This window comes from Pseudomonas sp. PDM26 (assembly GCF_019219185.1).
GTDB lineage: Bacteria > Pseudomonadota > Gammaproteobacteria > Pseudomonadales > Pseudomonadaceae > Aquipseudomonas.
The window spans coordinates 95,674-122,181 of sequence record NZ_JAHUWC010000004.1 but is presented as its reverse complement, the minus strand read 5'-3'; the positions used below and the strand labels follow the sequence as shown (position 1 = coordinate 122,181).

20 protein-coding genes and 1 tRNA gene are annotated in these 26,508 nt (G+C 60.9%); 5 read left to right on the top strand and 16 right to left on the bottom strand.

The genetic code is table 11. From position 1 onward, the window contains the following. Positions 1-98 precede the first annotated feature (98 nt). Positions 99-809 carry a tetratricopeptide repeat protein gene (locus KW849_RS10005; protein WP_218429505.1) on the bottom strand — a complete coding sequence of 237 codons (711 nt, stop codon included), beginning with the start codon at positions 807-809 and terminating at the stop codon, positions 99-101. A gap of 57 nt (positions 810-866) precedes the next feature. After that, complete coding sequence (locus tag KW849_RS10000; RefSeq protein ID WP_218429231.1) at positions 867-1,547, bottom strand: Fe2+-dependent dioxygenase; 681 nt, start codon at positions 1,545-1,547, stop codon at positions 867-869. Between the two features lie 207 nt (positions 1,548-1,754). Between KW849_RS10000 and KW849_RS09995 the strand changes: the two genes are divergently transcribed. Both KW849_RS09995 and KW849_RS09990 read left to right on the top strand, forming a co-directional pair. After that, positions 1,755-4,079, top strand: a complete 2,325-nt coding sequence (locus KW849_RS09995; RefSeq protein WP_218429230.1) for a TonB-dependent siderophore receptor — start codon at positions 1,755-1,757, stop codon at positions 4,077-4,079. Positions 4,080-4,326: 247 nt separating this feature from the next. After that, positions 4,327-6,855, top strand: a complete 2,529-nt coding sequence (locus KW849_RS09990; RefSeq protein ID WP_218429229.1) for a sulfite reductase flavoprotein subunit alpha — start codon at positions 4,327-4,329, stop codon at positions 6,853-6,855. A gap of 136 nt (positions 6,856-6,991) precedes the next feature. On the opposite strand, the gene KW849_RS09985 is transcribed toward KW849_RS09990, so the two are convergent. The 4 genes from KW849_RS09985 to ptsP all read right to left on the bottom strand — a co-directional run bounded on the left by KW849_RS09985 (position 6,992) and on the right by ptsP (position 14,229). Beyond that, positions 6,992-8,533 (bottom strand): alkaline phosphatase, encoded by a 1,542-nt coding sequence (locus tag KW849_RS09985; RefSeq protein WP_218429228.1) that lies wholly within the window; start codon positions 8,531-8,533, stop codon positions 6,992-6,994. A gap of 142 nt (positions 8,534-8,675) precedes the next feature. After that, positions 8,676-10,415 (bottom strand): PTS fructose-like transporter subunit IIB, encoded by a 1,740-nt coding sequence (locus KW849_RS09980; RefSeq protein WP_218429227.1) that lies wholly within the window; start codon positions 10,413-10,415, stop codon positions 8,676-8,678. An 11-nt stretch (positions 10,416-10,426) separates the two neighbouring features. Beyond that, positions 10,427-11,368: a 1-phosphofructokinase gene (gene pfkB, locus KW849_RS09975; protein WP_218429226.1), complete on the bottom strand. Its 942-nt coding sequence runs from the start codon at positions 11,366-11,368 to the stop codon at positions 10,427-10,429. Then, positions 11,368-14,229: a phosphoenolpyruvate--protein phosphotransferase gene (ptsP, locus tag KW849_RS09970; protein ID WP_218429225.1), complete on the bottom strand. Its 2,862-nt coding sequence runs from the start codon at positions 14,227-14,229 to the stop codon at positions 11,368-11,370. Before ptsP ends, pfkB begins: the two co-directional genes overlap by 1 nt. Before the next feature lie 289 nt (positions 14,230-14,518). Between ptsP and cra the strand changes: the two genes are divergently transcribed. Both cra and KW849_RS09960 read left to right on the top strand, forming a co-directional pair. Then, on the top strand, positions 14,519-15,514 hold the full coding sequence (cra, locus tag KW849_RS09965; RefSeq protein WP_218429224.1) for a catabolite repressor/activator: 996 nt from the start codon (positions 14,519-14,521) through the stop codon (positions 15,512-15,514). 3 nt (positions 15,515-15,517) lie between these two features. After that, positions 15,518-16,294 (top strand): TatD family hydrolase, encoded by a 777-nt coding sequence (locus KW849_RS09960; RefSeq protein ID WP_218429223.1) that lies wholly within the window; start codon positions 15,518-15,520, stop codon positions 16,292-16,294. Here KW849_RS09960 and KW849_RS09955 read toward each other — a convergent pair whose 3' ends face one another. From KW849_RS09955 to ampD, 4 genes are all read right to left on the bottom strand, one after another. After that, the gene (locus tag KW849_RS09955; protein WP_108218149.1) at positions 16,295-16,684 is read right to left on the bottom strand and encodes a hypothetical protein; all 390 of its coding nucleotides are present in this window, start codon (positions 16,682-16,684) and stop codon (positions 16,295-16,297) included. It lies immediately after the preceding gene. A 186-nt stretch (positions 16,685-16,870) separates the two neighbouring features. Beyond that, positions 16,871-17,575 carry a methyl-accepting chemotaxis protein gene (locus KW849_RS31830; RefSeq protein ID WP_371319133.1) on the bottom strand — a complete coding sequence of 235 codons (705 nt, stop codon included), beginning with the start codon at positions 17,573-17,575 and terminating at the stop codon, positions 16,871-16,873. Positions 17,576-19,088: 1,513 nt separating this feature from the next. Further along, entirely contained in the window at positions 19,089-19,925 is an 837-nt protein-coding gene (gene ampE / locus KW849_RS09945) for a regulatory signaling modulator protein AmpE (protein ID WP_218429221.1), read from the bottom strand. Further along, positions 19,922-20,482 (bottom strand): 1,6-anhydro-N-acetylmuramyl-L-alanine amidase AmpD, encoded by a 561-nt coding sequence (gene ampD / locus KW849_RS09940; RefSeq protein ID WP_218429220.1) that lies wholly within the window; start codon positions 20,480-20,482, stop codon positions 19,922-19,924. The genes ampE and ampD overlap by 4 nt, the downstream gene beginning before the upstream one ends. 252 nt (positions 20,483-20,734) lie before the next feature. Here ampD and nadC point away from each other — a divergent pair, with 252 nt between their 5' ends. Continuing rightward, entirely contained in the window at positions 20,735-21,583 is an 849-nt protein-coding gene (gene nadC, locus KW849_RS09935; RefSeq protein WP_218429219.1) for a carboxylating nicotinate-nucleotide diphosphorylase, read from the top strand. A gap of 143 nt (positions 21,584-21,726) precedes the next feature. Here nadC and KW849_RS09930 read toward each other — a convergent pair whose 3' ends face one another. The 6 genes from KW849_RS09930 to rbfA all read right to left on the bottom strand — a co-directional run bounded on the left by KW849_RS09930 (position 21,727) and on the right by rbfA (position 26,437). After that, the gene (locus tag KW849_RS09930; protein WP_218429218.1) at positions 21,727-22,032 is read right to left on the bottom strand and encodes a DUF6388 family protein; all 306 of its coding nucleotides are present in this window, start codon (positions 22,030-22,032) and stop codon (positions 21,727-21,729) included. Positions 22,033-22,165: 133 nt separating this feature from the next. After that, positions 22,166-22,241: transfer RNA gene (locus KW849_RS09925), tRNA-Thr, on the bottom strand. A 138-nt stretch (positions 22,242-22,379) separates the two neighbouring features. Continuing rightward, the gene (gene pnp, locus KW849_RS09920) at positions 22,380-24,485 is read right to left on the bottom strand and encodes a polyribonucleotide nucleotidyltransferase (protein WP_108218144.1); all 2,106 of its coding nucleotides are present in this window, start codon (positions 24,483-24,485) and stop codon (positions 22,380-22,382) included. Positions 24,486-24,701: 216 nt separating this feature from the next. After that, positions 24,702-24,971 carry a 30S ribosomal protein S15 gene (gene rpsO / locus KW849_RS09915; protein WP_015093441.1) on the bottom strand — a complete coding sequence of 90 codons (270 nt, stop codon included), beginning with the start codon at positions 24,969-24,971 and terminating at the stop codon, positions 24,702-24,704. Positions 24,972-25,114: 143 nt separating this feature from the next. Further along, a complete protein-coding gene (gene truB / locus KW849_RS09910; protein ID WP_108218143.1) occupies positions 25,115-26,032 on the bottom strand; it encodes a tRNA pseudouridine(55) synthase TruB in 918 nt (305 codons plus the stop codon). Positions 26,033-26,035: 3 nt separating this feature from the next. Next, positions 26,036-26,437 (bottom strand): 30S ribosome-binding factor RbfA, encoded by a 402-nt coding sequence (gene rbfA, locus KW849_RS09905; RefSeq protein WP_007973108.1) that lies wholly within the window; start codon positions 26,435-26,437, stop codon positions 26,036-26,038. Positions 26,438-26,508 lie beyond the last annotated feature (71 nt).

The window sequence follows — 26,508 nt, the reverse complement described above, 5'->3', positions numbered from 1 at the left end:
TCTGCTGACTCGTCCCGGTAGGAGCTGCCGCAGGCTGCGATCTTTTGATCTTGCTGCTGAAAAAATCAAGATCAAAAGATCGCAGCCTTCGGCAGCTCCTACATGGATTGAGTTCGCTGTAGATCGGCGCAGCGGCGAGCGTAATCGTGGGCCAGCGCCTGAATCCTCGGATCGGTCGCGCTCGACAGCGCCTGACTCGCCACTCGCAGAAAATTCAAATTCCCCCCGGCCAATGCCTTGCGCAGCCAGCCCAGCGCTTCATCGACACGACCGTCATCGGTCAGCACCGCCGCATAACTGAACTGCCCTCGAAAATCCCCACCCTCCGCCGAACGCCGATACCAGTCGCGAGCCGCTGCCGGATCCGCCGGACAGACCCGCCCTTCCTCCATATACCGACCCAACAGATTCATCGATTTCGCGTGGCCCATCTCAGCAGCACGGCGATAAAGACTCAACGCCTGCAACTGATCCTCAACCACCCCGCGCCCGGTCGCCAGCAGATTGGCGTAGTTGTACATCGCCCAATCCAGCCCTGCCGCAGCGGCAAGTCGGTAATGCCTGGCCGCTAGCGATGCATCGGCCGCACAACCCCAACCATGCTCATGACAACGGCCGAGCATGTTGCGCGCCATCACATGCCCGCGTCGCGCAGCGATGTCGAACCAACGCAACGCCAGCGGCCGATCCTGAGCAATGCCCTGCCCGTCCAGCAAAACCTGCCCGAGCAACGCCTGCGCATCGAGGACATCTTCGCGGGCCGCGATCAGAATCGCCTGGGCCGCGCGGGCCGGACTCTCGTCGAGCATCGCGCGCAGACGCTCACCGTCGAGCGTTTCCTCGCGGCGCAAACGAAAATCCGCCACTTACACCTCGACCCAGCGACGCAGCAGATTGTGATAAGTGCCGGTCAGGCGGATCAGCGATGGATGATCGGGTACATCGCGGGTCAGTTGCTGGATGGCCCCGTCCATCTCGAACAACAGGGCGCGCTGGCTGTCTTCGCGCACCAGGCTTTGCGTCCAGAAAAACGAGGCGAGTCGCGTTCCCCGCGTCACCGCATTGACCTTGTGCAGGCTGGTGCCGGGGTACAGCAGCATGTCACCGGCAGGCAGCTTCACCCGTTGGGTGCCGAAGGTGTCCTGGATTTCCAGTTCGCCACCGTCGTAATCCTCGGGCTCACTGAAGAACAGCGTGGCGGACAAGTCCGTGCGTACCCGTTCGATACTGCCTTTGGGCTGACGCACCGCATTGTCGATATGGAAGTCGAAACTGCCACCGGCGGTGTAACAGTTCACCAACGGAGGAAAGACTTTGTGCGGCAGTGCAGCCGACATGAACAGCGGGTTTTTCCACAGCCGCTCCAGCATCGCCGCGCCGATCTCCTTGGCCAGCGGATGCCCTTCAGGCAGCTGTAAATTGTGCTTGGCCTTGGCCGACTGGTAGCCGGCGGTGATCTTGCCATCAGCCCAATCGGCGTGTTCCAGAGCCTCGCGAATGCGCTGCACCTCGTCTTTTTCGAACAGACCGGGAATGTGCAGCAGCATGACAAAGGCACCTGAAACCAAAGGGGCGCCAATGGTATTGATTCTTATTTCCCTTGTAAAACACATCTGACGAGTGAGTCAGCAAAAACCGTAAGGGTAAATTGTAAAGAATGTAAATTTAGTGCGAATGGTAATATTTCGCAATTGTTACAAATACGTATTTACCCTATATTCCGCCGCCTCAAATCCTTGGGGAGGGGAACTCAAATGTCGCGTCAACAACCACAAGTACCGGTCAGTTCACCACGTCTGCTCGCATCGGCCATCGGCATGGCGATTACTGCCGGCTCTGCGGGCCACATGGTTTTCGCGGCGGAAAAAACCGACGAAAAAGCACCGGACAAAGTGATTTCGCTGGGCGCCACCGCCATCACCGGTGAAGCCCAGGACGAGACGACCTACAACGTCGAGAAAGCCTCCTCGCCCAAGTACACTGCACCGCTGATCGACACACCGCGCTCGGTGACCGTTGTTCCGCAACAAGTCCTGAAAGACACCGGCTCGCTCAACTTGCAGGACGCGTTGCGCACCGTTCCGGGCATCACCTTCGGTGCCGGTGAAGGCGGTAACCCGCAGGGCGACCGCCCGTTCATCCGCGGCTTCGACGCCCAGGGCGACACCTATCTGGACGGCGTGCGCGATACCGGTTCCCAGAGCCGCGAGATCTTCGCCGTTGAATCGATCGAAGTCAGCAAAGGCCCGAACTCCGCGATCGGCGGTCGTGGCGCCGCGGGCGGCAGCATCAACCTGGTCAGCAAGAAAGCGCACCTGGGCGATTCGCTCGACGGTGGTTTCACCTGGGGCTCCGACCAGACCCAGCGCTACACCTTCGACGGCAACTATCAGTTCACCGACACCGCCGCTGGCCGTCTGAACCTGCTGAGCCACGAGAGCAACGTCGCCGGACGTGACAGCGTCGATTACGACCGCTGGGGTGTGGCACCGTCTCTGGCCTTCGGCCTGGGCACTGATACTCGCGTCAACCTCGACTACTACCACCTCGAAAGCAACGACACGCCGGACTCGGGCATCCCTTACTCCATCCCGGCCGCAGGCTCGGCTGCCCGTACCAAGGCCAACCCGGACAAGCCGAATGACGGCGGCAACAGCAGTAATTTCTATGGCCTGACCGACCGCGACTTCCGCAAGACCCGCACCGACACCGCGACCTTCGCCATCGAGCACGACCTGAGCGACGCACTGACCATCAAGAACACCCTGCGTCACGGCACCAGCATGCAGGATTACATCCTGACCCAGCCGGACGACAGTAAAGGCAACGTCAACAACGGCAGCGTCTGGCGCCGGGCGAATACCCGCGTGAGCAACACCCAGACCACCACCAACCAGACCGACCTGTTTGGTGATGTCTACATCGCCGGGTTCAAGAACAGCTTCTCCACTGGCGTTGAATACACCCACGAGGAAGCTGAAAAGTCCTCGTACAACGTCAATACGGACACCACTCCGGGAACGGCAGCGGTGACCACCAACTGCTCGCCGGCACTGATCGGCGCACCAAGCGGCTTCAACTGCACCTCGCTGTCCAACCCGACCCCGAATGATCCGTGGAGCGGCGCCATCTCGCGCAACTATGCCGGTACCGACACCAAGGCCAACACCTACGCACTGTATGTGTTCGACACCCTGACGTTGTCCGAGCAGTGGCTGGTGAACATGGGCCTGCGCTACGACCATTTCGACACCGAATACAAGACCTTCAACGGTTCCAGCGTGACCACGTCCAAGGGCGATGACACCAGCGAATTCGTCACCGGTCAGTTCGGTGTGGTGTACAAACCAGCGGAAAACGGCAGCATCTATGCCTCCTACGCGACGTCTGCCACTCCGCCGGGCAACACCCTTGGCGAAGGTTCGGAAGGCAACCCGTTGGGTGGCACGCCGGATCGCAACGGCAACCTGCTCAAAAGCGACATGGAGCCGGAAACCACCAAGAACTACGAAATCGGTACCAAGTGGGATCTGTTGAACAATCGCCTGTCGTTGACCGCCGATATCTTCCGCACCGAGAAAGACAACGCTCGTGTGCAGACCAACACCACCACCTTCGAAAACGTCGGCAAAACCCGCGTTCAAGGTGTCGAACTGTCGGCCAGCGGCAAGCTCACCGACAAATGGCAAGTCTTCGCCGGCTACGCCTACATGGACAGCGAGCAAGTCGATGGCGGTGACCTGCCGGCAAACAAAGCCAACGATGGCAACGAGTTGCCCAACACACCGAAAAACAGCGCCAGCCTGTGGACGACCTATCAGGTCACGCCAAGGCTGACCGTCGGTGGCGGTGCGTTCTATGTCGATGACGTGTTCGGCAACGTAGCCAACACCACCATGGTTGATTCCTACGTTCGTTACGACGCGATGGCCGCCTACAAGCTGAGCAAAAACGTCGACCTGCAACTGAACGTGCAGAACCTGACCGACGAAACCTATTACGACAAGGCGTTCTCGACTCACTTCGCCAACCAGGCGGCCGGTCGTACCGCTTTGCTGAGCACCAACTTCCACTTCTGATGTTGTAGGAGCGAGCTTGCTCGCGATGGACCGGAGAACGACGCGGGGTGTCAGGCTTTACGCGTCATCGTTGACGACCATCGCGAGCGAGCTCGCTCCTACAGGAGGGGTGAAGGTTGAAATCAGCGGCAAGGCCCCGTTCATACAGGTGAACGGGGCCTTTGTGCGTAAAAAAGAATGCTTCTCGACAACCCCACGGCATAATGCGCGCCGTGATGAATCAATTTGAACGAACAAGGCGAGTGACGTGTTGAAGAAAACCCTGTTCCAGTTGCACTGGTTTTTCGGCATCAGCGCCGGGCTGGTCCTGGCCCTGATGGGCATCACCGGGGCGACGGTGTCGTTTCAGGATGAAATCCTGAGCACACTCAACCCTTCCGTGTTGCAGGTCGAAAAACAGGTCGCCGGTGTCCTGCCGCCCGCCGAACTGGTGGAGCACATCGAAGCCGCGTCGGGCAAAAAAGTCTCGATGCTCACGGTGGAAACCGACAGCGGCAACGCCGCCAAAGTGTGGTTCACCCCACCACCGGGTGAACGCCGTGGCGAGATGCGCTACTTCGATCCGTACACGGCCGAGTTCCTTGGCAATGCCACCGGCCAGGACTTCTTCGGCCTGATGCTGCAACTGCACCGCTTCCTGGCCATGGGCGACACGGGTCGGCAGATCACCGGCGCCTGCACACTGATTCTGGTGTTCTTCTGTCTTTCCGGGCTGTATCTGCGCTGGCCTCGCCAGTGGAAAAGCTGGCGCGCCTGGCTGACCCTGGACTGGAAGAAAAAGGGTCGCAGTTTCATTTGGGACCTGCACTCGGTGGCTGGCACCTGGTGCCTGGTGTTTTACCTCCTGGCAGCGTTGACCGGGTTGTCCTGGTCCTACGAGTGGTACAACAAAGGCCTGACCCGATTGCTCTCCGACTCACCGCAGAACGAGCGCGTTCGCGGCGGACGTGGCCCGGCGCCGGAAGGTCCGGCACCAACAGCCGATTACGCGGCCATGTGGAGCAGCATTTATAGCGCGGCCGGCCCGCAACTCAGTTCTTATAACGTGCGCATGCCGCCAGCGGCCGGCCAACCAGCGACCGTTTACTTCCTGCTGAAAACCTCGCCTCACGACCGCGCCCTGAACCAGATCACCCTCGACCCGGCCACCGGCGTGGTCAAACGGGTTGACCGCTACAGCGACAAGAGCCTCAAGGCGCAACTGCTGACCAGCATTTATGCGCTGCACGTCGGCAGTTACTTCGGCATCGTCGGTCGGATCATCCTGACCCTCACTGCGCTGAGCATGCCGCTGTTCTTCGTCACCGGCTGGTTGCTGTACCTGGATCGTCGCCGCAAAAAACGCCAGATCAAAGATGCACGCCAAGGCCTTGTACAACCAGGCAGCGATGCACCGGCATGGCTGATCGGTTTCGCCAGCCAAAGCGGGTTCGCCGAGCAACTGGCCTGGCAGACCGCCGGGCAATTGCAGGCCGCAGGGCTACCGGTAAAGGTGCAGCCGCTGGCGGACGTCAGCGAGCAGGACTTGCAGGACTCGAACAACGCACTGTTCGTCGTCAGCACCTTCGGTGACGGCGAAGCGCCGGACAGCGCCAGGGGTTTCGAACGCAAGGTACTGGGCCGCACGCCAAGTCTGGAGCACCTGAACTACGCGGTCCTCGGCCTCGGCGACCGGCAATATCAACACTTCTGCGGATTCGCCAAACGCCTGCACGCCTGGCTCGGCGAGCACGGCAGCAAGACCTTGTTCGCCCCGGTGGAAGTCGACAGCGGCGATCCTTACGCCCTGCGCCACTGGCAACAGCAACTGGGCCAACTGACCGGTCACGCGCCAGTCGACACCTGGCAAGCGCCCGGCTACGACAACTGGACCCTGGCCCGTCGTGAGCTGCTGAACCCGGACAGCAGCGGATCCCCCGCGTACTTGCTGGGCCTCAGCGCACCAACCACCAGCAGTTGGCTGGCAGGCGACCTGGTGGAAGTGTTGCCGCGCAATTGCCCGTGGGCTATCGAGCATTTCCTCGACGGCCTGGGAATTCACGGTGAGACCAAGGTGCACCTCAACGGCCTGGAGGAAACCCTCGAACAGGCCCTGGCCAGCCGCCAGTTGCCGGAGAACCGCACCCATCTGGTCGGCCTGCACGCGCAAGCGCTGGCAGAGGCCCTCGTACCGTTGGCCATGCGCGAGTACTCCATTGCGTCGATCCCGGCCGATGGCCTGCTCGAACTGATCGTGCGCCAGCAAGTGCATGCCGACGGCAACCTCGGCGTCGGTTCCGGCTGGTTGACCGAACACGCGCCTGTAGGCAGCTCCATCAGCCTGCGCGTACGGCGCAACAGTGGTTTCCATCTGCCGGCCCAACCGGCGCCGATGATCCTGCTAGGCAATGGCACGGGGCTGGCCGGGTTGCGCAGCCTGCTCAAGGCGCGGATTGCCGACGGTCAGCAACGTCACTGGCTGCTGTTTGGCGAGCGCCATCGCGAGCACGACTACCTGTGCCGAAAGGAGCTGGAGGAGTGGCTGATCAATGGTGATCTGGCGCGCCTCGACCTGGCGTTTTCCCGCGATCAGGCCGAAAAGATTTACGTACAGGATCGCCTGCGCGAATCGGCAGCCGAGCTCAAGAAGTGGCTGGCAGACGGTGCGGTGATCTACATCTGCGGCAGCCTTCAAGGCATGGCTTCGGGCGTGGACCAGGTGCTCGACGAAGTGCTGGGCGCCGCCGAAGTGGAGCGCCTGATCGAACAGGGCCGCTACCGCCGCGACGTGTACTGAATCACCACATCCCAATGTGGGAGCGGGCTTGCTCCGGGCGGCGTTCCGACGAAGGCGTCGTGTCAGCCGAAATCATCTTTGCTGACACTCCGCTTTCGCGAGCAAGCCCGCTCCCACAGGGGGGGGCATGTGCCGGTCAAACCGGCTGCAACTTCTGCTCGAATACAGACACCCCGTCCAGATCCCGCAACACCACGCTCAACGCCCCCGTTTGCCCATCGATATTCACCTCGCCAAAAAACTGAAACCCGGCAAACGGCGAGACGTTCTGCGCGGGCGGCGCCTTCTCGAACACCGCTTCAGGACCAAAGGTTTTATCCAGCGGATTCGGCCCGAAGCTACCCGCATTCAAAGGCCCGGCAACGAACTCCCAGAACGGTTCGAAATCCTGAAACGCTGCCCGGTCGGGGTGGTAATGATGGGCCGCGCAGTAATGCACATCCGCGGTCAGGAACAGGAAATTGCGCACCTGCTGCGCCCGCAGGAAACCCAGCAGTTCGGCGATTTCCAGTTCGCGGCCCTGGGCCGGGCCGGGGTCACCGTTGGCCACCGCTTCCCATCGCGTGACACCGGGGCTGACCTCGCCGTCGGGCACGCCGAGGCCGATGGGCATGTCGGCGGCGATCACTTTCCATTGCGCGTTCGAGGCCTGCAGTTCGCGCTTGAGCCAGTCCAGTTGCTCACGACCGAGGAACGGTTTTTCAGCGCCCAGATTGTCATCGTTGGCCCCGCGATAGCTGCGCATGTCCAGCACGAACACATCGAGCAGCGGACCGTAACCGAGCTTGCGATAGATCCGCCCGCCGCCATCGGCGCTCTGCAAACGCATCGGCGCGTATTCGAGCCAGGCCTGGCGTGCGCGGCCCACCAGGCTGTGGATATCTTTGTTCTGGTAACGCGCATCCAGCTGCTTGCCCGGCGACCAGTTGTTCACCACTTCGTGGTCGTCCCATTGCCAGATCTGCGGGACCTCGGAATTGAAGCGACGGAGGTTTTCGTCCATCAGGTTGTAACGGTAATTGCCACGGTACTCATCGAGGGTCTCGGCGACTTTGCTCTTGGCCTCGGTGGTGATGTTGCGCCACACGCGGCCACTTTCTGTGGTGAGCTGTGCCGGGATCGGGCCGTCGGCGTAAATGGTGTCGCCGCTGTGGATAAAAAAGTCTGGCAGACGCAGGCGCATTGCTTCGTAGATGCGCATGCCACCAATGTCCGGGTTGATACCGAAGCCTTGGCCGACGGTGTCGCCACTCCAGACAAAACGGATGTCACGACGGATTTGCGGCACGCTGCGCAAGTGACCGAACCAAGGCTCGCTGGCAACGCCACTCTGGGCGTCTTCAAACTGCACGCGATAGAAAATCGCCTGGTCGGCGGGCAACCCGGTGAGTTCGACCCTGGCCGTGAAATCGGTGCGCGCATCGGCCAGGGTCGAGACGAAGCGCCGAGGGTTGGGAAACAGGCTACGGGTGTCCCACTCCACCACCATGCGTGCAGGGCGGTCGCAGCGGCTCCAGACGATCGCCCGGTCGCCCGACAGGTCGCCGGACTGCACGCCGTCGGTGAGTAGCGGCCGATCCTTGACCGAAGCGATCACCGCCGGCGCCAGCCCCGGCAACAACAGCCCGGCGCCGACCGCTTGCATGACACGACGGCGCCCGAGGTTGAAATCGCTCATGGTGTTCTCCCTGAAAAAGGAAAAACTAAAGCATGGCTGGATGAAGTCGAGGTGACAGAGAAAAGATCGCAGCCTGCGGCAGCTCCTACACTGGCAGATTGTGAACCATTGTAGGAGCTGCCGCAGGCTGCGATCTTTTGACCTACGCCTTGGCCGGCTCCAGTGCCAACTCCACCGCCTCCGGCTGTTTCACCAGCGCATACACCACTGCCGTCAACAGGCTCCCCGCCACAATCGCCAACAAATAAAGCAGCGCATGGTTGATCGCATTGGGGATCGCCAGCACGAACAACCCACCGTGGGGCGCCATCAGTTTGCAGCCGAAATACATCGACAGCGCACCGGTCAACGCACCGCCGGCGATGCTCGCCGGAATCACCCGCAGCGGGTCTTTCGCCGCAAAAGGAATCGCCCCTTCGGAGATGAAGCACAGCCCCAGCACCAGTGCTGCCTTGCCGGCTTCGCGCTCAGTCTGCGCAAACTTGCGCCGTGCAATGAACGTGGCGATGCCCAGGCCAATCGGCGGCACCATGCCCGCGGCCATGGTCGCCGCCATCGGCGCGTAACTCTGCGACGCCAGCAACCCGACCGAGAACGCATAGGCCGCCTTGTTGATCGGCCCACCGAGGTCGACGCACATCATGCCGCCCAGCAATACACCCAGCAGAATCGCGTTGGTGGTGCCCATGCTGTCGAGGAAATGCGTGAGCCCGGCGAGCATGCCGGCGACCGGTTTGCCGACCACATAGATCATCACCAGACCGGTGAACAGACTCGCCAGCAGCGGGATGATCAGGATCGGCTTCAGCGCCTCAAGACTTTGCGGCAAACGCGCATAACGGTTGATCGCCTTGGCCGCATAACCGGCCAGAAAACCGGCAATGATCCCGCCGATGAAGCCTGCGCCCAGGGTGCTCGCCAGCAGACCACCGATCATCCCCGGCGCCAGGCCCGGACGGTCAGCGATGGAATAGGCGATATAGCCTGCCAGCAGCGGCACCATCAGCTTGAACGCGGTGTCGCCACCGATCTGCATCAACGCCGCCGCCAGCGTGCCCTGCTCCTTGAATGCGGTGATGCCAAATACGAACGACAGGGCGATCATCAAGCCGCCGGCCACCACCATCGGCAACATGAATGACACACCGGTCAGCAGGTGTTTATAGGCGCCGGTTTTCTCTGATTTGGCCGGGCCCTTGGCGCTGCTCGAAGCGCTTTCCTGCTGGCCTTCGGCCAAGGCCTTTTTCAAAGTCGTTTCAGCTTGCTTGAGAGCGATACCGGTGCCACAGCGATAGATTTTCTTGCCGGCGAAACGCTCGGTGGCGACTTCGATATCAGCCGCCAGCAGCACCACATCGGCCTCGGCGATCGCTTGCTCGCTCAATGGATTGCGCGCGCCGACCGAGCCCTGGGTTTCCACTTGCAGGTCATAGCCCAGGCGTTTGGCCGCTTGCTGCAAGGCCTCGGCAGCCATGAACGTGTGAGCGACACCCGTCGGGCACGCGGTAACGGCCACCAGTCGCGGCGTGTTCTGGACAACCGCCACCGGCTCGACGACGGCCTCTTCGGCGACGTAAACCTGAGCGTCCTGCGCACCGCGCCGCAACACGGCTTCCACGTCTTGCAGGGCCTGGGCCGGGGTGCTCTGGAACAACCGCTTACCGACAAACCGCGACATGTCCACCGGCGCGCTGGTCACCAGCAGCACCCACTCGGCTGCGTCGAGGGTGGCCGCCGACAGTTGTTTTTCGGGATGGGCGGCATCGGTGATTTCGACACTGGTGCTCCAGCCCTGACGCTGAGCCGCGGCATCGAGCAGCCGGGCACACAGCACACTGGTGACCATGCCGTTCGGGCAGGCCGTAATGATGGCTAACTTCATGACAAACCCTCTTATTGTTCTGTCAGGGGACGCACGCGCACACCCTGTTCGAGCAGCGCCAGTTGCGCTGCATCGCCAATGCCGAAACCGATCTGGGTCACTGCCATTGCGGCAATCGCCGTGGCGGTGCGCAAGGTCTGCTCCGGCGTATCGGCACTGAGCAAACCGTGAAGCATCCCCGCCAGCAACGAATCACCCGCGCCCACCGTACTGGCGACGCTGACCTTGGGCGGAGTGGCATGCAGTGCCGAGCCGACGCTGAACCAGTTCACGCCCTCGGCACCATGGGAAATCACAACATGCTCGATGCCCTGGGCGTGCAAGCGCTCCGCCGCTATGGCCTGGGAACTGACCGACACGACCTCGCAGTCCAGCACCTCGGCCAGTTCTTCAGTGTTGGGCTTGATCAGCCAGGGTCCCGCTTTCAGCGCCGCACGCAACGCATCGCCGCTGGTGTCGAGGGCAACGCGCAGCCCCAGGCTTTTCAAGCGCAGGATCAACGCCTGCAACCACTGCGCGCTAACGCCCAGGGGCAAACTGCCAGCAACCACCACCGCATCATGACCCGGCGCAAGCTGCTCCAGTCGCGCCATCAACGCCTGCTGCGCCGCCTCGCTGACCTGCGGCCCCGGCCCGTTGATATCGGTGATGCGCCCGTCGCTTTCCGCCAGTTTGATGTTGCTGCGGGTCTCGCCTGGAACGCGGATGAAGGCGTCGACAAAACCGCGCCTGGCGAACAGCGTTTCGAACGCTTGCAGGTTGTCTTCGCCGAGAAAGCCACTGACGGTCAATTGATGCCCGAGATCGGCCAGCACTTGCGCCACGTTCACGCCTTTGCCAGCGGCGTGGGTGTGCATTACTTCGCTGCGGTTGACCTGGCCGGCTTCAAGGCGCGGCAGCTGGACGGTCAGGTCCAGCGCCGGGTTGAGGGTCAGGGTGAGAATCCGGGCCATTACAGGGCCTCCACTAATGCGCGCACTTCATTGGCGCTGCCCACGGCCAGGGCCTGTCGGGCAAGGGTTTGAGTCTGAGTGAAGCCCAGTTCGCGTATTCGCGCCTTGACTTCGGCAATGCTGCGAGCGCCGACGCTAAGCTCGTCCACGCCGAGGCCGACCAGCACCGGCACCGCCAGCGGGTCAGCCGCCAGCTCGCCGCACACACCGACCCATTTGCCGTGGGCATGGGCCGCGCGCACGGTGATGTCGATCAGTTGCAGCACCGCCGGGTGCAAGCCATCGGCCTGGGCCGACAGCGTCGGATGGCCACGGTCGATGGCCAGGGTGTATTGCGTCAGGTCGTTGGTGCCGACGCTGAAAAAGTCGACTTCTTTGGCCAGCACCGGCGCCAGCAACGCCGCCGACGGCACTTCGATCATAATCCCCAATTGCAGGTCGGCAACCGGAATTTCCCGGCGCAAACGTTCGGTCATGTCACGAGCCTGACGCCACTCGTCAACGCTGCCCACCATCGGGAACATGATCCGCAGCGGCCGGTTGTCGGCCGCCCGCAGCAAGGCGCGCAATTGCGCTTCCATGATCTGCGGGCGCTGCAAGGTCAGGCGTATGCCGCGCACGCCGAGGAAGGGGTTTTCTTCCTTCGCAATCGGCCAGTACGGCAGCGGTTTGTCGCCACCGACATCGAGGGTGCGCACCACCAGCGGTCGCCCGGCCAGACCGTCGAGGACACGGCGGTACTCGACTTCCTGGGTCGCTTCGTCGGGCGCTTGTGTGTGGGCCATGAAAATCAGTTCGGTGCGCAACAGGCCAATGCCTTCGGCACCCTGCTCCACCGCGCCGGTCACGCCAGCGCTTTCACCAACGTTGGCGAACACTTCTACGGCGTGGCCATCGCTGGTCAGCGCGGGTTCATGACGCCGTTCAGCAGCCGCCTTCAAGCGTTGCTCGCGGGTATCGCGTTCGGCGGTGGCGCGCTGCAAGGTCGCCGCGTCGGCGTCCACATGCAGGCGACCACGCTGGCCATCGAGCAGCAATGGCGTACCCGGCGCCAGCAGCAACACGCCGGGGCCGGCGCCGACCAGTGCCGGAATGCCCAAGGCGCGGGCGACAATCGCACTGTGCGCCGTAGCGCCACCCCGGGCGGTGAGAATCCCGGCCACGCGAGCCGGATCCAGACGCGCGACGTCGGACGGGCCAACCTCGTCCATCACCAGAATGTACGGCTGATCCGGTTCGCTCGGGGTTTCGATGCCACTGAGCTGCATCAGCACCCGGCGCCCGATGTCGCGCAAGTCGGCTGCGCGCTCGGCCAGCAAGGCATCCTGCAAGGCTTCCTGCTGGCGGGCCGCCGCTTCAATCACAGCCATCCACGCCGCCTCGGCGCTTTCGCCCTGCTTGAGGCGCGCATCGACCTCATCGGTCAGTTCCGGGTCGTCGAGCATCTCTTGGTGGGTGATGAAGATTTCGCGAATGGCCTTGCTTTTGCTGCGTTCGATCAAGCCCTGAATGTCACGACGAACCTGCGCCAGGGCTTGCTGGAGACGCTCACGTTCGATGCCGGCGGACTCGCCGCGCAACGGGTAATCGATGGTTTGCAGCACTTGAATATGCGCAGGGCCGATGGCGATCCCCGGGGCGGCGGCAATCGCCTGGACCACGCTGCCTGACACCGGGGCGAGGATCACTTCGGCCATCTCGGCAACGACTTCGCGTGCCTGGCTTACTGGCGGCAGCGGTTCGACTTCCTCACCGAGGCCCTCTTCGATGGCCGCCAACAGGGCCGGCAACGCGTCAGCCGCGATGCCCGGCTCGGCAATGATTTCCAGAACCTGCCCCCGACGGGCGCCGAGGCTGAGCAACTTGCTCAAGCTCTTTACCGACACCGCGCTGTCGTGACCATCGACAATGCGCACGCGGATGTCACCTTCAAAACTCTTTGCCAGTTGCGCGAGGATTTTCGCCGGCCGCGCATGCAAACCGTGGGCGTTGGCCAATGCAATTCGCGCGCTGGGCCAGTCGGCGGGCACTTCACCACCGAGCACTTCGAGGACTTTGCGGCTGCTGGTGGCGCGCCCCAATTCATGGCCACGCCCTTCGATCAACAACGCGCACAGGCGTTCGAGCAGCGCTTGATGGGCCTCACCAAGGCTGGCCAGGCAGAACAGTCCATTGAGCGGCTGACCGAGATAGCGCAGCGGTTTGTCCGGGGTGACAAAGGCAAGGCCCGGGCGCTTCACCGTCTGCTCGCTGTGCAGCCACCACAGGCCATCGCCCAGGGGCAGCGCTTCAACCTGCTGCAGCACGGCAGAAAAACCATTGCTCACGCAGTCGGACTGCCGCAGCAAACGTGCGCCGCGCCAGACCAGCTCTTCGAAATCTTCGGCCGCCACACCCAGGCCGATCATCTGTGCGTCCAGCGCCAGTTCTTGCGGCGCGCCTTGCAACAACTTCAGCAATGCTTCGGCAGAACCGGCGCGGCGCAGGGCCTGGCCCAGATCCGTCTCGCCGAGGGCGCGGGTGAGCAATTGCAACAGGCGCAGATGTTCATCGGATTTGGCGGCAATACCGATCGCCAGGTAAACGATATGACCATCGCCCCAGTCCACACCGTCAGGGAACTGCATCAGGCGCACACCGGTGGTGAACACCAGCTCGCGGGTTTCAGGCGTACCGTGGGGGATGGCAATACCTTGACCGAGAAAGGTCGAGCCCTGGGCTTCCCTCGCCTGCAAACCGGCGAGGTAGCCCTCGGCAACCAGACCGTCGGTGACCAGGTGCCGGGCCAGCAATTGCAGCGCTGCGGACTTATCCACGGCCGACTGGCCCATGGAAATCTGCTCTACAGTGAGCTCGAGCATGCTTTCTCCTTTTTGGCGCCTTGGGGCGCCAGGTATTGTTTTGAATGAGCCAGCTTAGGCGCTTGGTCATCATTTTGGCGGTTTCATGGCAGAACCGGCCAAAGGCGCCTATAACGTAGAAAATACGCTTGCTGAAACGTTTAATCTAGATTGGATGGCACGTTACTCGATAATGTCCCATCCTTGAAGCTCAACTTGTCGGATGCGTTGTGACAATGGTCGCCTGCCTTAATCGGTTAGGATTGACGAAAATGTCGAGGCAATCTCGAAAAAACAAGGAAACAGCGGGTTGAAACTCAGTGATATCGCCCAGTTGGCTGGTGTGTCCGTCACCACCGCCAGCTATGTCATCAATGGCAAGGCCGAACAACAGCGCATCAGCAGCGCCACCGTCGAACGCGTGCGCGCGGTCGTCGAACTGCATGGCTTCACGCCTAATCCACAGGCCGCCGGCTTGCGCAGCCGACACACGCGCACATTGGGCTTCATTCTGCCGGATCTGGAAAACCCCAGTTACGCGCGAATCGCAAAATTGCTGGAGCAAGGTGCGCGGGCCCGGGGCTATCAGTTGCTGATCGCCAGTTCCGACGATGCGCCGGACAGCGAACGGCAATTGCTGCAACTGTTCCGCGCCCGGCGCTGCGACGCACTGATCGTTGCCAGTTGCCTGCCGACCGGCGACGACAGCTATCGCCAATTGCAGGCCAAGGGCCTTCCGATCATCGCCATCGACCGGGTCATGGAGCCCGAGCATTTCTGTTCGGTGATCAGCGACGACCGCGAGGCCAGCCTGCAACTGACCCGCAGCCTGCTGGAGCCGCTGCCCAGGCAGATCGCGCTGATCGGCGCCCGCCCGGAGCTGAGCATCAGCCGGGAACGTGCCGCTGGCTTCAAAGAGGCCCTCGTCGGGTTCAACGGGGAAGTGCTGATCGAAGAAGGCGAATCCTTCAGTCGCGAGTGCGGCAAACAATTGATGGACGAGTTGCTGCAGCGCCTGGGCCATTTGCCCGATGCCCTGGTGACCACCTCCTACGTGCTGCTTCAGGGCGTGTTCGATGCGCTGCACGACTTCCCGTTGAGAGACCGCCCGCTGCGCCTCGGCACGTTCGGCGATACCCAGTTGCTGGACTTCCTGCCGCTGCCGGTCAACGCCATGGCTCAGCAACATCAGCTGATCGCCGACAAGGTCCTCGCGCTGGCCCTGGCAGCCATCGAGCAATCGGATTACCGGCCCGGCGTGCAAGCCATCGCGCGCACGTTCAAGCAGCGTATTGTTCAGGACTGAACCGTGGAGCTGATCGACACCCACACCCATCTGGATTTTCCGGACTTCGACGCCGACCGTCAGGCGCTGCTGGCCGAAAGCCGCGCCCTCGGGGTGCGGCGGATCGTGGTGCTGGGGGTTTATCAGGCCAACTGGCAGCGGGTCTGGGAGCTGGTGCAGAGTGATCCCGACCTGCACGCCGCGTTCGGATTGCACCCGGTGTATCTGGACGATCATCGACCGCAACACCTGAGCGAACTCGGTGACTGGCTGACTCGATTGGCCGGCCATCGGCAAGTGTGTGCGGTCGGCGAGATCGGCCTGGACTACTTCATCGAAACCCTGGACCGCGACCGCCAGCAGGCGTTGTTCGAGGCGCAATTGCAACTGGCGGTGGATTTCAATCTTCCGGCGTTGATCCATGTGCGGCGTAGCCATGCGGCGGTGATAGCCACGCTCAAACGGTTTCGCTTGAAACGGGCCGGCATTATCCACGCCTTCGCCGGCAGCCAGGAAGAAGCGCGGGAATACATCAAGCTCGGTTTCAAGCTCGGCCTTGGTGGCGCCCCGACCTGGCCGCAGGCGCTGCGCATGCACCGAGTGCTGGCCGAGTTACCGCTGGATTCGGTGGTGCTGGAAACCGACTCGCCGGACATGCCCCCTGCGATGTTCCCCGGCCAGCGCAACAGTCCGGCACACTTGCCGGCGATCTGCACGGCACTGGCGCAATGGATGGCGATCAGCCCGCAACGACTGGCGGCTGCCAGCACCGCCAACAGCTGCGAAGTGTTCGGCTGGTAATCAGTCGACGTGAGCCCTGGCGGCCTCCAGGATCAGCGTCAGGTGCTGCCGTCGGCGGAAATAACGGACCACCGCAAAGTACACGAATATGACGATCAGCGAAGCATTCAGCTGTTCGATGACGCTGAGCATCCCCAACCACTCCATCACCAACGCCACCAGCAAGGCAGTGCAGACCATGATCCGCAGGCTGGCGCGCAACAGCGAAAAAGAATCGAGGGACTTGAAGCGCCTGAACTGTTCCGGACAACGTAACTGAACGCGCTTCTGACAGTGAGTACAGGTAAACGCTTCATTGATCGCGATGGCATTGAGTTGCCAGGGTTGAAGCCGCAATGTGCGCTGACAATGCGCACAGCGTCCCTGGATCCCTATTGTTGCAGCAGACATAACCGGGTTTCCTCCATGAAGTAAGCCGCGTAACTCTTCCTTGATTGACATCCAAAATCCAGCGCACGGAGAGAATCAGGAGAACTCCCACCCGTAAAGGGAAAAAGTATTACGAAACTTTCTTACAATACACCAAACCTTGTAGGAGCGGCGGTGCGGCGATCCTACAGGGGCTCAAGGAGTTTTTCAGACCCGGAATGCACTGATCAACTGTTTCAACTCCACGACCTGGGCCGACAACGCCCGGCTGGCATTTTCGGTCTGATGTGCACCTTCAGCGGTACGCTCGCCGGCGCGATTGATCTCGACGATGTTCTGGTCGATGTCGTGGGCCACGGCGGTTTGTTGCTCCACGGCGGCGGCAATCTGCTGGTTCTGGTCGACGATCATGCCGACCGCGCCCAGGATGTTTTCCAGCGCCCGCTGGACCTTCTCCGACTGCCCCACCGTGCCGTTGGCCATTTCATGGCTGGTGCCCATGGCCTTGACCGCCGCGCCGACACCGCCATGAAGCCTGGCGATCATCTGCTCGATTTCTTCGGTCGATTGCTGGGTTCGTTTGGCCAAGGTCCGGACTTCATCGGCTACCACGGCGAAACCACGGCCCTGCTCACCGGCCCGTGCGGCCTCGATGGCGGCATTGAGCGCCAGCAGGTTGGTCTGCTCGGCGATGCTCTTGATCACTTCGAGCACGCGGCTGATGGACTGGCTGTCGTTGGCCAGTTGATTGATCACCAGCACCGATTGATCGATCTCGCTGGCCAGCGCGGCAATGCTGCCTTGCTGCGACTCCACCAAGCCGCGACCACTGATGGTCTCATCGTTGACACTGTGGGCACTGCTCACCGCCGCGGCGGCACTGCGCGCAACCTCCTGGGAAGTGGCCGACATCTGGTTCATGGCCGTGGCCACTTGTTCGATTTGCGTGCGCTGCCCGGCGACGGCCTGGTTGCTTTGCGCGGAAACATTTTCCACTTGCCCGGCCTGACGCTCGACTTCGCTGACGGTCTGCCCCACCCGTTCGATCAGGTCATGGATTTTCTTCACGGTACCGTTGAACACCTCGCCCAGCTCCCCCAGCTCATCGCGGCTGTGGGCGCTGAATGTCACGGTCATGTCGCCGGCCGCCACCTTGTCCATCACCGCCCCCAGGCGCTTGAGCGTGGTGCGGGTCGAGACATAGAAAGCGCCGTAGAGATAAAAGATCAGCACAAATACGACTGACAGCGCCACGGCCTGCAAGACCATGTGCGTGCGGTTCTGGTCCAGGCGTTGCTGCAACTGCGGGCCCAGATACTTCAGGGTTGCTTCGTTGAGTTGGTAGGTCTGGTCCATCAGGGCGCTGACCTGATCGTAAAAGCCTTGCCACGGCGCGTCGAGAGTGTCGGCCATGACCACTTGCACTTCGAACAGCTCGCTGGCTTTCTTCAAGGATGCCCGGCTGCTATCGGCCTGAGCGGCCAAGGTATCGCGTGCGGCTTTGCTGGAACCCAGGGCATCCTGCAGTTTCAGGCCATACTCGGCCTGGAGCTTTTCAATCTGCGCCAGCAATTCATCGAAACGGGTACTCGAAGCCGAGTTGATGAAACCCTGCCCCAACGAATAGGAACCCATTGCCCGACCTTCGCCAAGGGTCTGGGTGACACGTGGCGTGACGAGGGTGACAAGCTCGCTCAACTGGCGCATGTCGCTCTGGTTGTCGCGACTGAGGCCGGCCTGGCTGGTGATGAGCTGGCTGAAAATCTGCGCACTGCCGACCAGTTTGCCGATCAGGGCACTTTTGCTTTGCAGGGAGTTTTCCGTTTGCTGGGCCTTGAACGCGGCGATCATTTCATCGCGTTTGCCATCAAACACCATGACCTGCTCCGGGTCGCTGGTCATCGCCGTCAGCCCTTGCAGGCGAGTCAGAATATTCTGCTCAAGGGCGCTGATTTTCAATTCGACATTGCCAGCCTTGCCGGACTGGCCGAGGCTGACATTGATCTGCACCAGGTTGTTCAGGGTTTCCAGATCGCGCCGTAGCGTCAGGCTGCTGCCCAACAGATCGAGACTTTGCAGTTCGATGCGCGTGCCCTGGAACTCGCGGTAGGAGTCGCGTACCAGATAGAAGTTGGTCACCAGCATCGGCACCAGGAACAGTACGCTGATCAGGCTGAACTTCATGCCGAAGCTCAGGCGGTTCATCAGTGCGACAGCGGGATAGAGCAAGCTCTTCACTGGATGTCTCCCTTCGATTTCTTATTTTTTTTATTGGCAGGCACAGACGGGCGGCAGATAGCCACTATTCGGCGCTATCTCTGTATAACTTAAATCGGCAGGGGGTTTTGTAACTTAAGGTTAACGACAGGGCGAAGCACTTCGGACAAGTGATCGCCCTGTGGCGAGGGGGGCATTAACTGCTGAACTAATGAAGGACCGTCCACAACGCAAACCCGGCATACCAGAGTGCGGCGGCACGCAGCAGCAGTTCCCAGATGCGGTCCAGGTTGTTGATACCTTCTGCGCCAGCCACCGGCGCCGGAATTTCACCGGCCACCAGCCCGACTTTCACGATCAATTGCGCGGCGCTGATGTTCCAGTTCAGCAGCTCATGCAGCATGACCCGGCTGACCGCAACAAAATTGCCGACCAATGCCAGGCTCGCCGCCAGCAGACGCACCGGCACCCAGTCGAAGGCGTGACGCAGTTGCCCGGCGCGTTCGACCACCGCCGGGTTTTTCCCGTGTTCTTCGGCCAGCGCCAGCAACCGATAGCTCAGCGCCGCGACCGGACCCAGCAGGAAATACCAGAAAATCACCGCGAAAAAACTATGGTAGGCCTCCCACAGCAAATGCCCTTCGACCTGTTCCAGCAGTTGCTCGCCACTGTCGGCGCCAATGTCCAGATCGCGCTTGGCGACATGGGTCGCTGCTTGCAGGTCCTCCCGACGCCAGGCATCGCGGAACGGCCCGAGATCGCCCAGCAGATCACCGCGCCCCAGGCTGTAAATCACCACCAGCAAATGAATCGGCAACGCCAGCAACCCATAGGCCACCGGCTCGATGACGATCAGCAGCAAACCCAGCAACACCACCGGCAACAAGACCAGTACCGACAACACCATCCAGGGCCGGCCCGAAAGTCGCGGGCTGGCCTCAAGCTTGTTCAGCTCCTGTGTCCAGCCACTGTCACGCTGAACCCGATGACGCAAGGCCGAGAACTTCTCGATCCACACCGCCAACAGCAACACCAGAAAACTCATCGTCCTTCCTCTTGTGCCAGGGCGGCACGATAGCGTGCCCAGTCGAACGCCGGCCCTGGATCGGTTTTGCGCCCCGGTGCAATGTCGCTGTGCCCGCAGATGCGCTCTGTAGTGATTGCCGTGAACGCCTGCTGCAACTGGCGGGTCAGGGCTGTCAACGCGCTGTATTGCGCGTCGGTGAACGGTAGATCATCCGTGCCTTCCAGTTCGATGCCCACGGAAAAATCGTTACAGGTTTCCCGTCCCTCGAAGCTCGAAACACCCGCATGCCACGCACGCTCAAGGCATGAAACGAACTGGGTGACGGTACCGTCACGCTCGATCAGAAAGTGCGCGGACACCCGCAAATCCGCGATCCCTTCAAAATAGGGATGTTCGGTGACATCCAGACGATTCTGGAAAAACTCCTGCACCTTGCCGGTGGCGAACTGCGCCGGTGGCAGGCTGATGTTGTGGATCACCAGCAGGGAAATTTCGCCTGTGGGGCGCGCATTGAAGTTGGGTGAGGGGCAGACATGCACACCCTGAATCCAACCGCTCGCGGGGTCCAACTGCATACCGATTCCTTCGACGTCGACTGTGTTGGCACAGTATGCCGTGATAATCCCCCGGGACGCGATCACTTGCCGCGATTGAGGCGCTGGAGGTTGCCGATCTCAAACCGGCGTTTGTTCGCAATCGTCGGCCAATGCCGACAACGACAGGGATTCGACCAAATGCAGGCGCCAGCACCAATGTAACGCGCTGATGCCTTGGGTTGGTCGCTGCCATGGCCCTATAATCGAGCCACTTTGTTTGTGGAGTCCGTTATGCCGAATCTACGTCTCGCCGATCTGACCGCCGAAATCGAAGCCAACGTGCGCCGTGCGTTGCGTGAAGACATCGGCAGCGGCGACATCACCGCACAGTTGATCCCGGCCGAACGCCTGGCCAAAGCCACCATCATTACCCGCGACGCGGCCGTCATCAGCGGCACCGCCTGGGTAGATGCCGTGTTTCGGCAACTGGACCCACGGGTGGCGGTGCACTGGCAGGTTGCCGACGGTGAACGGGTGAAGCCCAATCAGGTGCTGTTCCACCTCGAAGGCCCTGCACGCTCACTGTTGACCGGCGAACGCAGCGCCCTGAACTTCCTGCAACTGCTCTCCGGCGTGGCGACTCGCGCGCAATACCTGGCGGACTTCGTGGCCGAGACTCAGGTCAAACTGCTCGACACCCGTAAAACGCTACCGGGGCTGCGCCTGGCGCAAAAGTACGCCGTGACCTGCGGCGGTTGCCATAACCACCGCATCGGCCTGTATGACGCCTTCCTGATCAAGGAAAACCACATCGCCGCCAGCGGCGGCGTCGCGCAGGCCATCGCCGCCGCGCACAAGATCGCCCCGGGAAAACCGGTCGAGATTGAAGTGGAAAGCCTGGGTGAGCTGAAAGAAGCGCTGGCGGCCGGTGCCGACATCATCATGCTCGACGAACTGAGCATGGACGACATGCGCGAAGCCGTGCGCCTGAATGCCGGCAAGGCCAAACTGGAGGCCAGCGGCGGGATTAACGAAAGTACGTTGCTGCCGATTGCACAGACCGGGGTGGATTACATTTCGATCGGTGCGATGACCAAGGATGTGAAGGCGGTCGATCTGTCGATGCGACTGAGTCTCTGATCCCACGTGTGAATTGCCAAAACTGTAGGAGCGAGCTTGCTCGCGATGCACCTGAGAGCGCCACGTTTAACCAGTAAACACGCGCTATCGTTAACGGCCATCGTCGGAACGCCGCCCGGAGCAAGCTCGCTCCTACATGATTGTCAGACCACCAGATTGTTCATCTCGCAGTACTCTTCCCACCCGACACCCAACACCTCGGCAGCTTCTTTATGCAGCTTCAGGCGTTCTGCTTCGTACTCTTCCGGCGTTGAGGTGTACTTGAGCGTCAGTTCCCACGGCTGCAGGCCCTGGGCTTCGGCCTCGTCCTCGAACGCCCACTGGATCTGGTCTTTCTGATCATCCGGACTCAGGTCCTTGATCTCGTCCATCAGTTCGTGGTTATCAAGCATGTACTTCTTCAGCGCTTCTTCGTGTCGGGCTTCTTGGGTCAATTCTTTTATTGTCATGGTGTTCTCGTTGATCTGGGGAATGGAAGATGGATCTGGATCATCAAGGATCTCTCTGACGCAAAAAAACCGTATGAAGCGCGGTTTATCTGGCCTTCAGAACCATTCGGGATCATCTGAAAACAAGTGTTGCTGGTGCCCGAGACAGGAATCGAACCTGCGACCTTCGCGTTACGAGTGCGCTGCTCTACCGGCTGAGCTACACGGGCGGTGGGCTAAACCTAGCACTGACTTCAGGGGCAGGCAACTTCCGGAACGTCTCAATTTCCTGCAGACAAAAAAATGCCCCACCGTTTTCACGGCGGGGCATTTTTTACAACGTTGAAGCGGTGAGGCGGGAGGCGCGATTAAACGCCCGAAGCCTTGGCGGCTGCCACGTCTTTGATGGACAGCTTGATACGGCCGCGGTTGTCCACGTCCAGTACCAGCACTTCCACTTCCTGGCCTTCTTTCAGGATGTCGGTCACTTTCTCGACGCGAGCATCGCTCAGCATGGAGATGTGAACCAGACCATCCTTGCCAGGCAGGATGTTGACGAATGCGCCGAAGTCGACGATGCGCTCAACCTTGCCGACGTAGATCTTGCCGATTTCGGCTTCAGCGGTGATGCCCAGAACGCGCTGGCGTGCTGCTTCAGCCGCTTCCTTGGTTTCGCCGAAGATCTTGATCGAACCGTCGTCTTCGATGTCGATCGAAGCCTTGGTTTCTTCACAGATCGCACGAATGGTCGCGCCGCCTTTACCGATGACATCACGGATTTTGTCGGTGTCGATTTTCATCGCGATCATGGTCGGAGCGTTGGCCGACAGTTCGGTACGCGACTGGCCAATGATCTGGTTCATCTGGCCGAGGATGTTCAGGCGCGCTTCCAGGGCTTGGCCCAGAGCGATTTCCATGATTTCTTCGGTGATGCCCTTGATCTTGATGTCCATCTGCAGCGCGGTGACGCCTTTGGCGGTACCGGCTACCTTGAAGTCCATGTCGCCCAGGTGGTCTTCGTCACCCAGGATGTCGGTCAGGACGGCGAATTTCTCGCCTTCTTTAACCAGACCCATGGCAATACCGGCAACCGGCGCCTTCATCGGCACACCAGCGTCCATCAGGGCCAAGGAAGCGCCGCAAACGGAAGCCATCGAGCTCGAACCGTTAGATTCGGTGATTTCCGAAACCACACGGATGGTGTACGGGAACACGTCAGCGGCAGGCAGCATGGCCGAAACCGAACGACGGGCCAGACGGCCGTGACCGATTTCGCGACGACCAGCGCCACCCATGCGACCACACTCGCCTACCGAGAACGGAGGGAAGTTGTAGTGCAGCATGAACGGGTCTTTCTTCTCGCCTTCCAGGGTGTCCAGCAGCTGTGCGTCACGGGCAGTGCCCAGAGTCGCGACTACCAGGGCCTGGGTTTCGCCACGGGTGAACAGGGCCGAACCGTGAGTCTTCGGCAGAACACCGACTTCGATGTTCAGTGGACGTACAGTCTTGGTGTCGCGGCCGTCGATACGTGGCTTGCCGTTAACGATGTTTTCGCGAACGGTGCGGTATTCGATTTCGCCGAAAGCGGCTTTGACTTCGCTGGCAGAAGGCTGGCCTTCTTCACCGGACAGCTTGGCAACGACCTGGTCCTTCAACTCACCCAGGCGAGCGTAACGGTCGGCCTTGACGGTGATGGTGTAGGCCTGAGAGATCGCTTCGCCGAACTCGGCACGGATAGCGCCCAGCAGTTCGGTGGCTTCTGGCGCAGGAGCCCAGGTCCAGGTTGGCTTGGCAGCTTCGGCAGCCAGTTCTTTGACAGCGTTGATCACAACCTGGAACTCGTCGTGAGCAAACAGTACCGCGCCCAGCATCTGGTCTTCGGTCAGCTCTTTGGCTTCCGATTCAACCATCAGCACAGCGTCCGAAGTACCGGCAACGACCATGTCCAGGCTCGAAGCTGCCTGTTGCTCGTAAGTCGGGTTCAGCAGGTAGCCGGTGCTTTCGTGGAAGGCAACACGGGCAGCGCCGATCGGGCCATCGAAAGGAATGCCGGAGATCGCCAGTGCAGCCGAGGTACCGATCATCGCAGCGATGTCCGGATCGGTCTTCTTGCTGGTGGAAACGACGGTGCAGACAACCTGCACTTCGTTCATGAAGCCTTCCGGGAACAGCGGACGGATCGGACGGTCGATCAGTCGGGAAGTCAGGGTTTCTTTCTCGGAAGGACGGCCTTCACGCTTGAAGAAACCGCCAGGGATCTTACCGGCAGCGTAAGTCTTTTCCTGGTAGTGAACAGACAGAGGGAAGAAGCCCTTGCCTGGATCGGCTTGCTTGGCACCGACTACGGTCACCAATACGCTGACGTCGTCGTCAACGGTGACCAATACTGCGCCGGAGGCCTGACGGGCGATACGGCCAGTCTCGAGGGTAACGGTCGACTGACCGAACTGGAATTTTTTGATTACCGGGTTCACGGTGTCCTACCTTCTTTGTGGCTCTTGGGGAACTGGTTTCTTGCGAAATTCTTGGGCAACGCCGGGAATCGGCCCGACCGGTTGTCCGGGGTGTACTCACACAGGTAAAGCGGTAAAGCAGACATCCAGATAAAACTTGAGGCTGGAAGCCTGCCATGCGCTGGCGGGAAACCCGCTGACGCACGACAGACAACCAACCTCTAGCGCAATCGCTTATTAGCGACGCAGACCCAGGCGACCGATCAGAGTCTGATAGCGACCCAGATCCTTGCCTTTCAGGTAGTCCAGCAGCTTACGACGCTGGTTAACCATGCGGATCAGACCACGACGGGAGTGGTGGTCTTTACCGTTGGCCTTGAAGTGACCTTGCAGCTTGTTGATGTTGGCGGTCAGCAGTGCAACTTGCACTTCTGGCGAACCAGTGTCACCAACAGCTTGCTGGTAGTCAGCTACGATTTGAGCTTTTTCTTGAACGTCGAGAGCCATGAGGCAATCCTTTTATCAGGAAACTGTTTGTCGAAAAACAGTTTCAACAGGCCAGGGACAAATCCCTGTATCTAAAAATGAGTAGTGACCGTGCCTGTTGACAGCCACCCTCGCCAGCCTGCTGTTACGCAGACTGGTTTCGGTCACTCTGACCGAATCAAACGACGCGGCGCGATGCGCCCGTCTTCGCTCACTTCACCGATACCGATGAAGCGACCATTGTGATCCTGTACCCGCACCATGCCGAACTTCGGAGCATCCGGGGCACGTACCGGCTGGCCGTTGAGCCAGTAGAACGCGCTCGCTTCCGAGAACTGCAACAGTGGCCAATCCAGCAGGCCGCTGTCCGATGGCATCAGGAAGCGGTCGACCGCTTCGTTGCCGCCTTCGGCATGTACCGCTTCCAGCTCTTCCAGGGTAACCGTCTGCGCCAGGGTGAATGGCCCGGCCTGGGTACGTCGCAGTTCTGCAACGTAAGCGCCACAACCGAGTTGCTCACCGATATCCTCCACCAGGGTGCGGATATAGGTGCCTTTAGTGCAATCCACCGCCAGCCGCGCAGTATCACCTTCGAAGGCCAGCAATTCCAAGCGCGTAATAGTAACAGAACGCGGTTCGCGCTCCACTACTTCGCCTGCACGCGCCAGCTTGTACAGCGGCTGGCCATCGCGCTTGAGTGCCGAGTACATCGGCGGTATCTGACTGATTTGCCCACGAAATTTCGGCAGTACAGCCTCGATGTCGGTGCGACCAACGGTCACCGGGCGCTCCTGCAAAACCTCACCTTCGGCATCCGCCGTGGTGGTGGTCTTGCCCAGTTGCGCCAGGGTTTCGTAACCCTTGTCGGAATCGAGCAGGTATTGCGAGAACTTGGTCGCCTCACCAAAACACAGCGGCAACACGCCGGTGGCCAAGGGATCGAGACTGCCGGTGTGTCCGGCCTTCTCGGCATTGAGCAACCAGCGAACCTTCTGCAGGGCCGCGTTGGAGGTGAACCCCAGCGGCTTGTCGAGCAGGATGATGCCGCTGACGTTACGACGGATACGTTTGACCTGAGCCACCGATTACTCCTTGGTGTCTTCGGCTTCTGCCGCAACCGGATGCTGATTGTCTTCAGCCACTGCGCGCTCGATCAATGCCGACAGATGCGCACCACGCACGACGCTTTCGTCGTAGTGGAAGTGCAGCTGTGGAACGCTGCGCAGCTTCATCTCGCGAGCCAGCTGCATGCGCAGGAAACCGGCGGCGGAGTTGAGCACCTTGATGCTTTGTGCGATTTCTTCAGCGCTGTCCTGGCCCATCACGGTGATGAAGATCTTGGCGTGACCGACGTCACGGCTGACTTCCACTGCGGTAATGGTGACCAGGCCGACGCGCGGGTCTTTGACTTCACGACGGATCAGTTGTGCCAGCTCGCGCTGCATCTGATCGCCAATGCGTTGGGTACGGCTATATTCTTTTGCCATGTCTTGTTACCTGTTACTGCCCCACGGTGAAACCCGTGAGGTCTGAAAGCGGCAAACGCCCGGCCTGACAA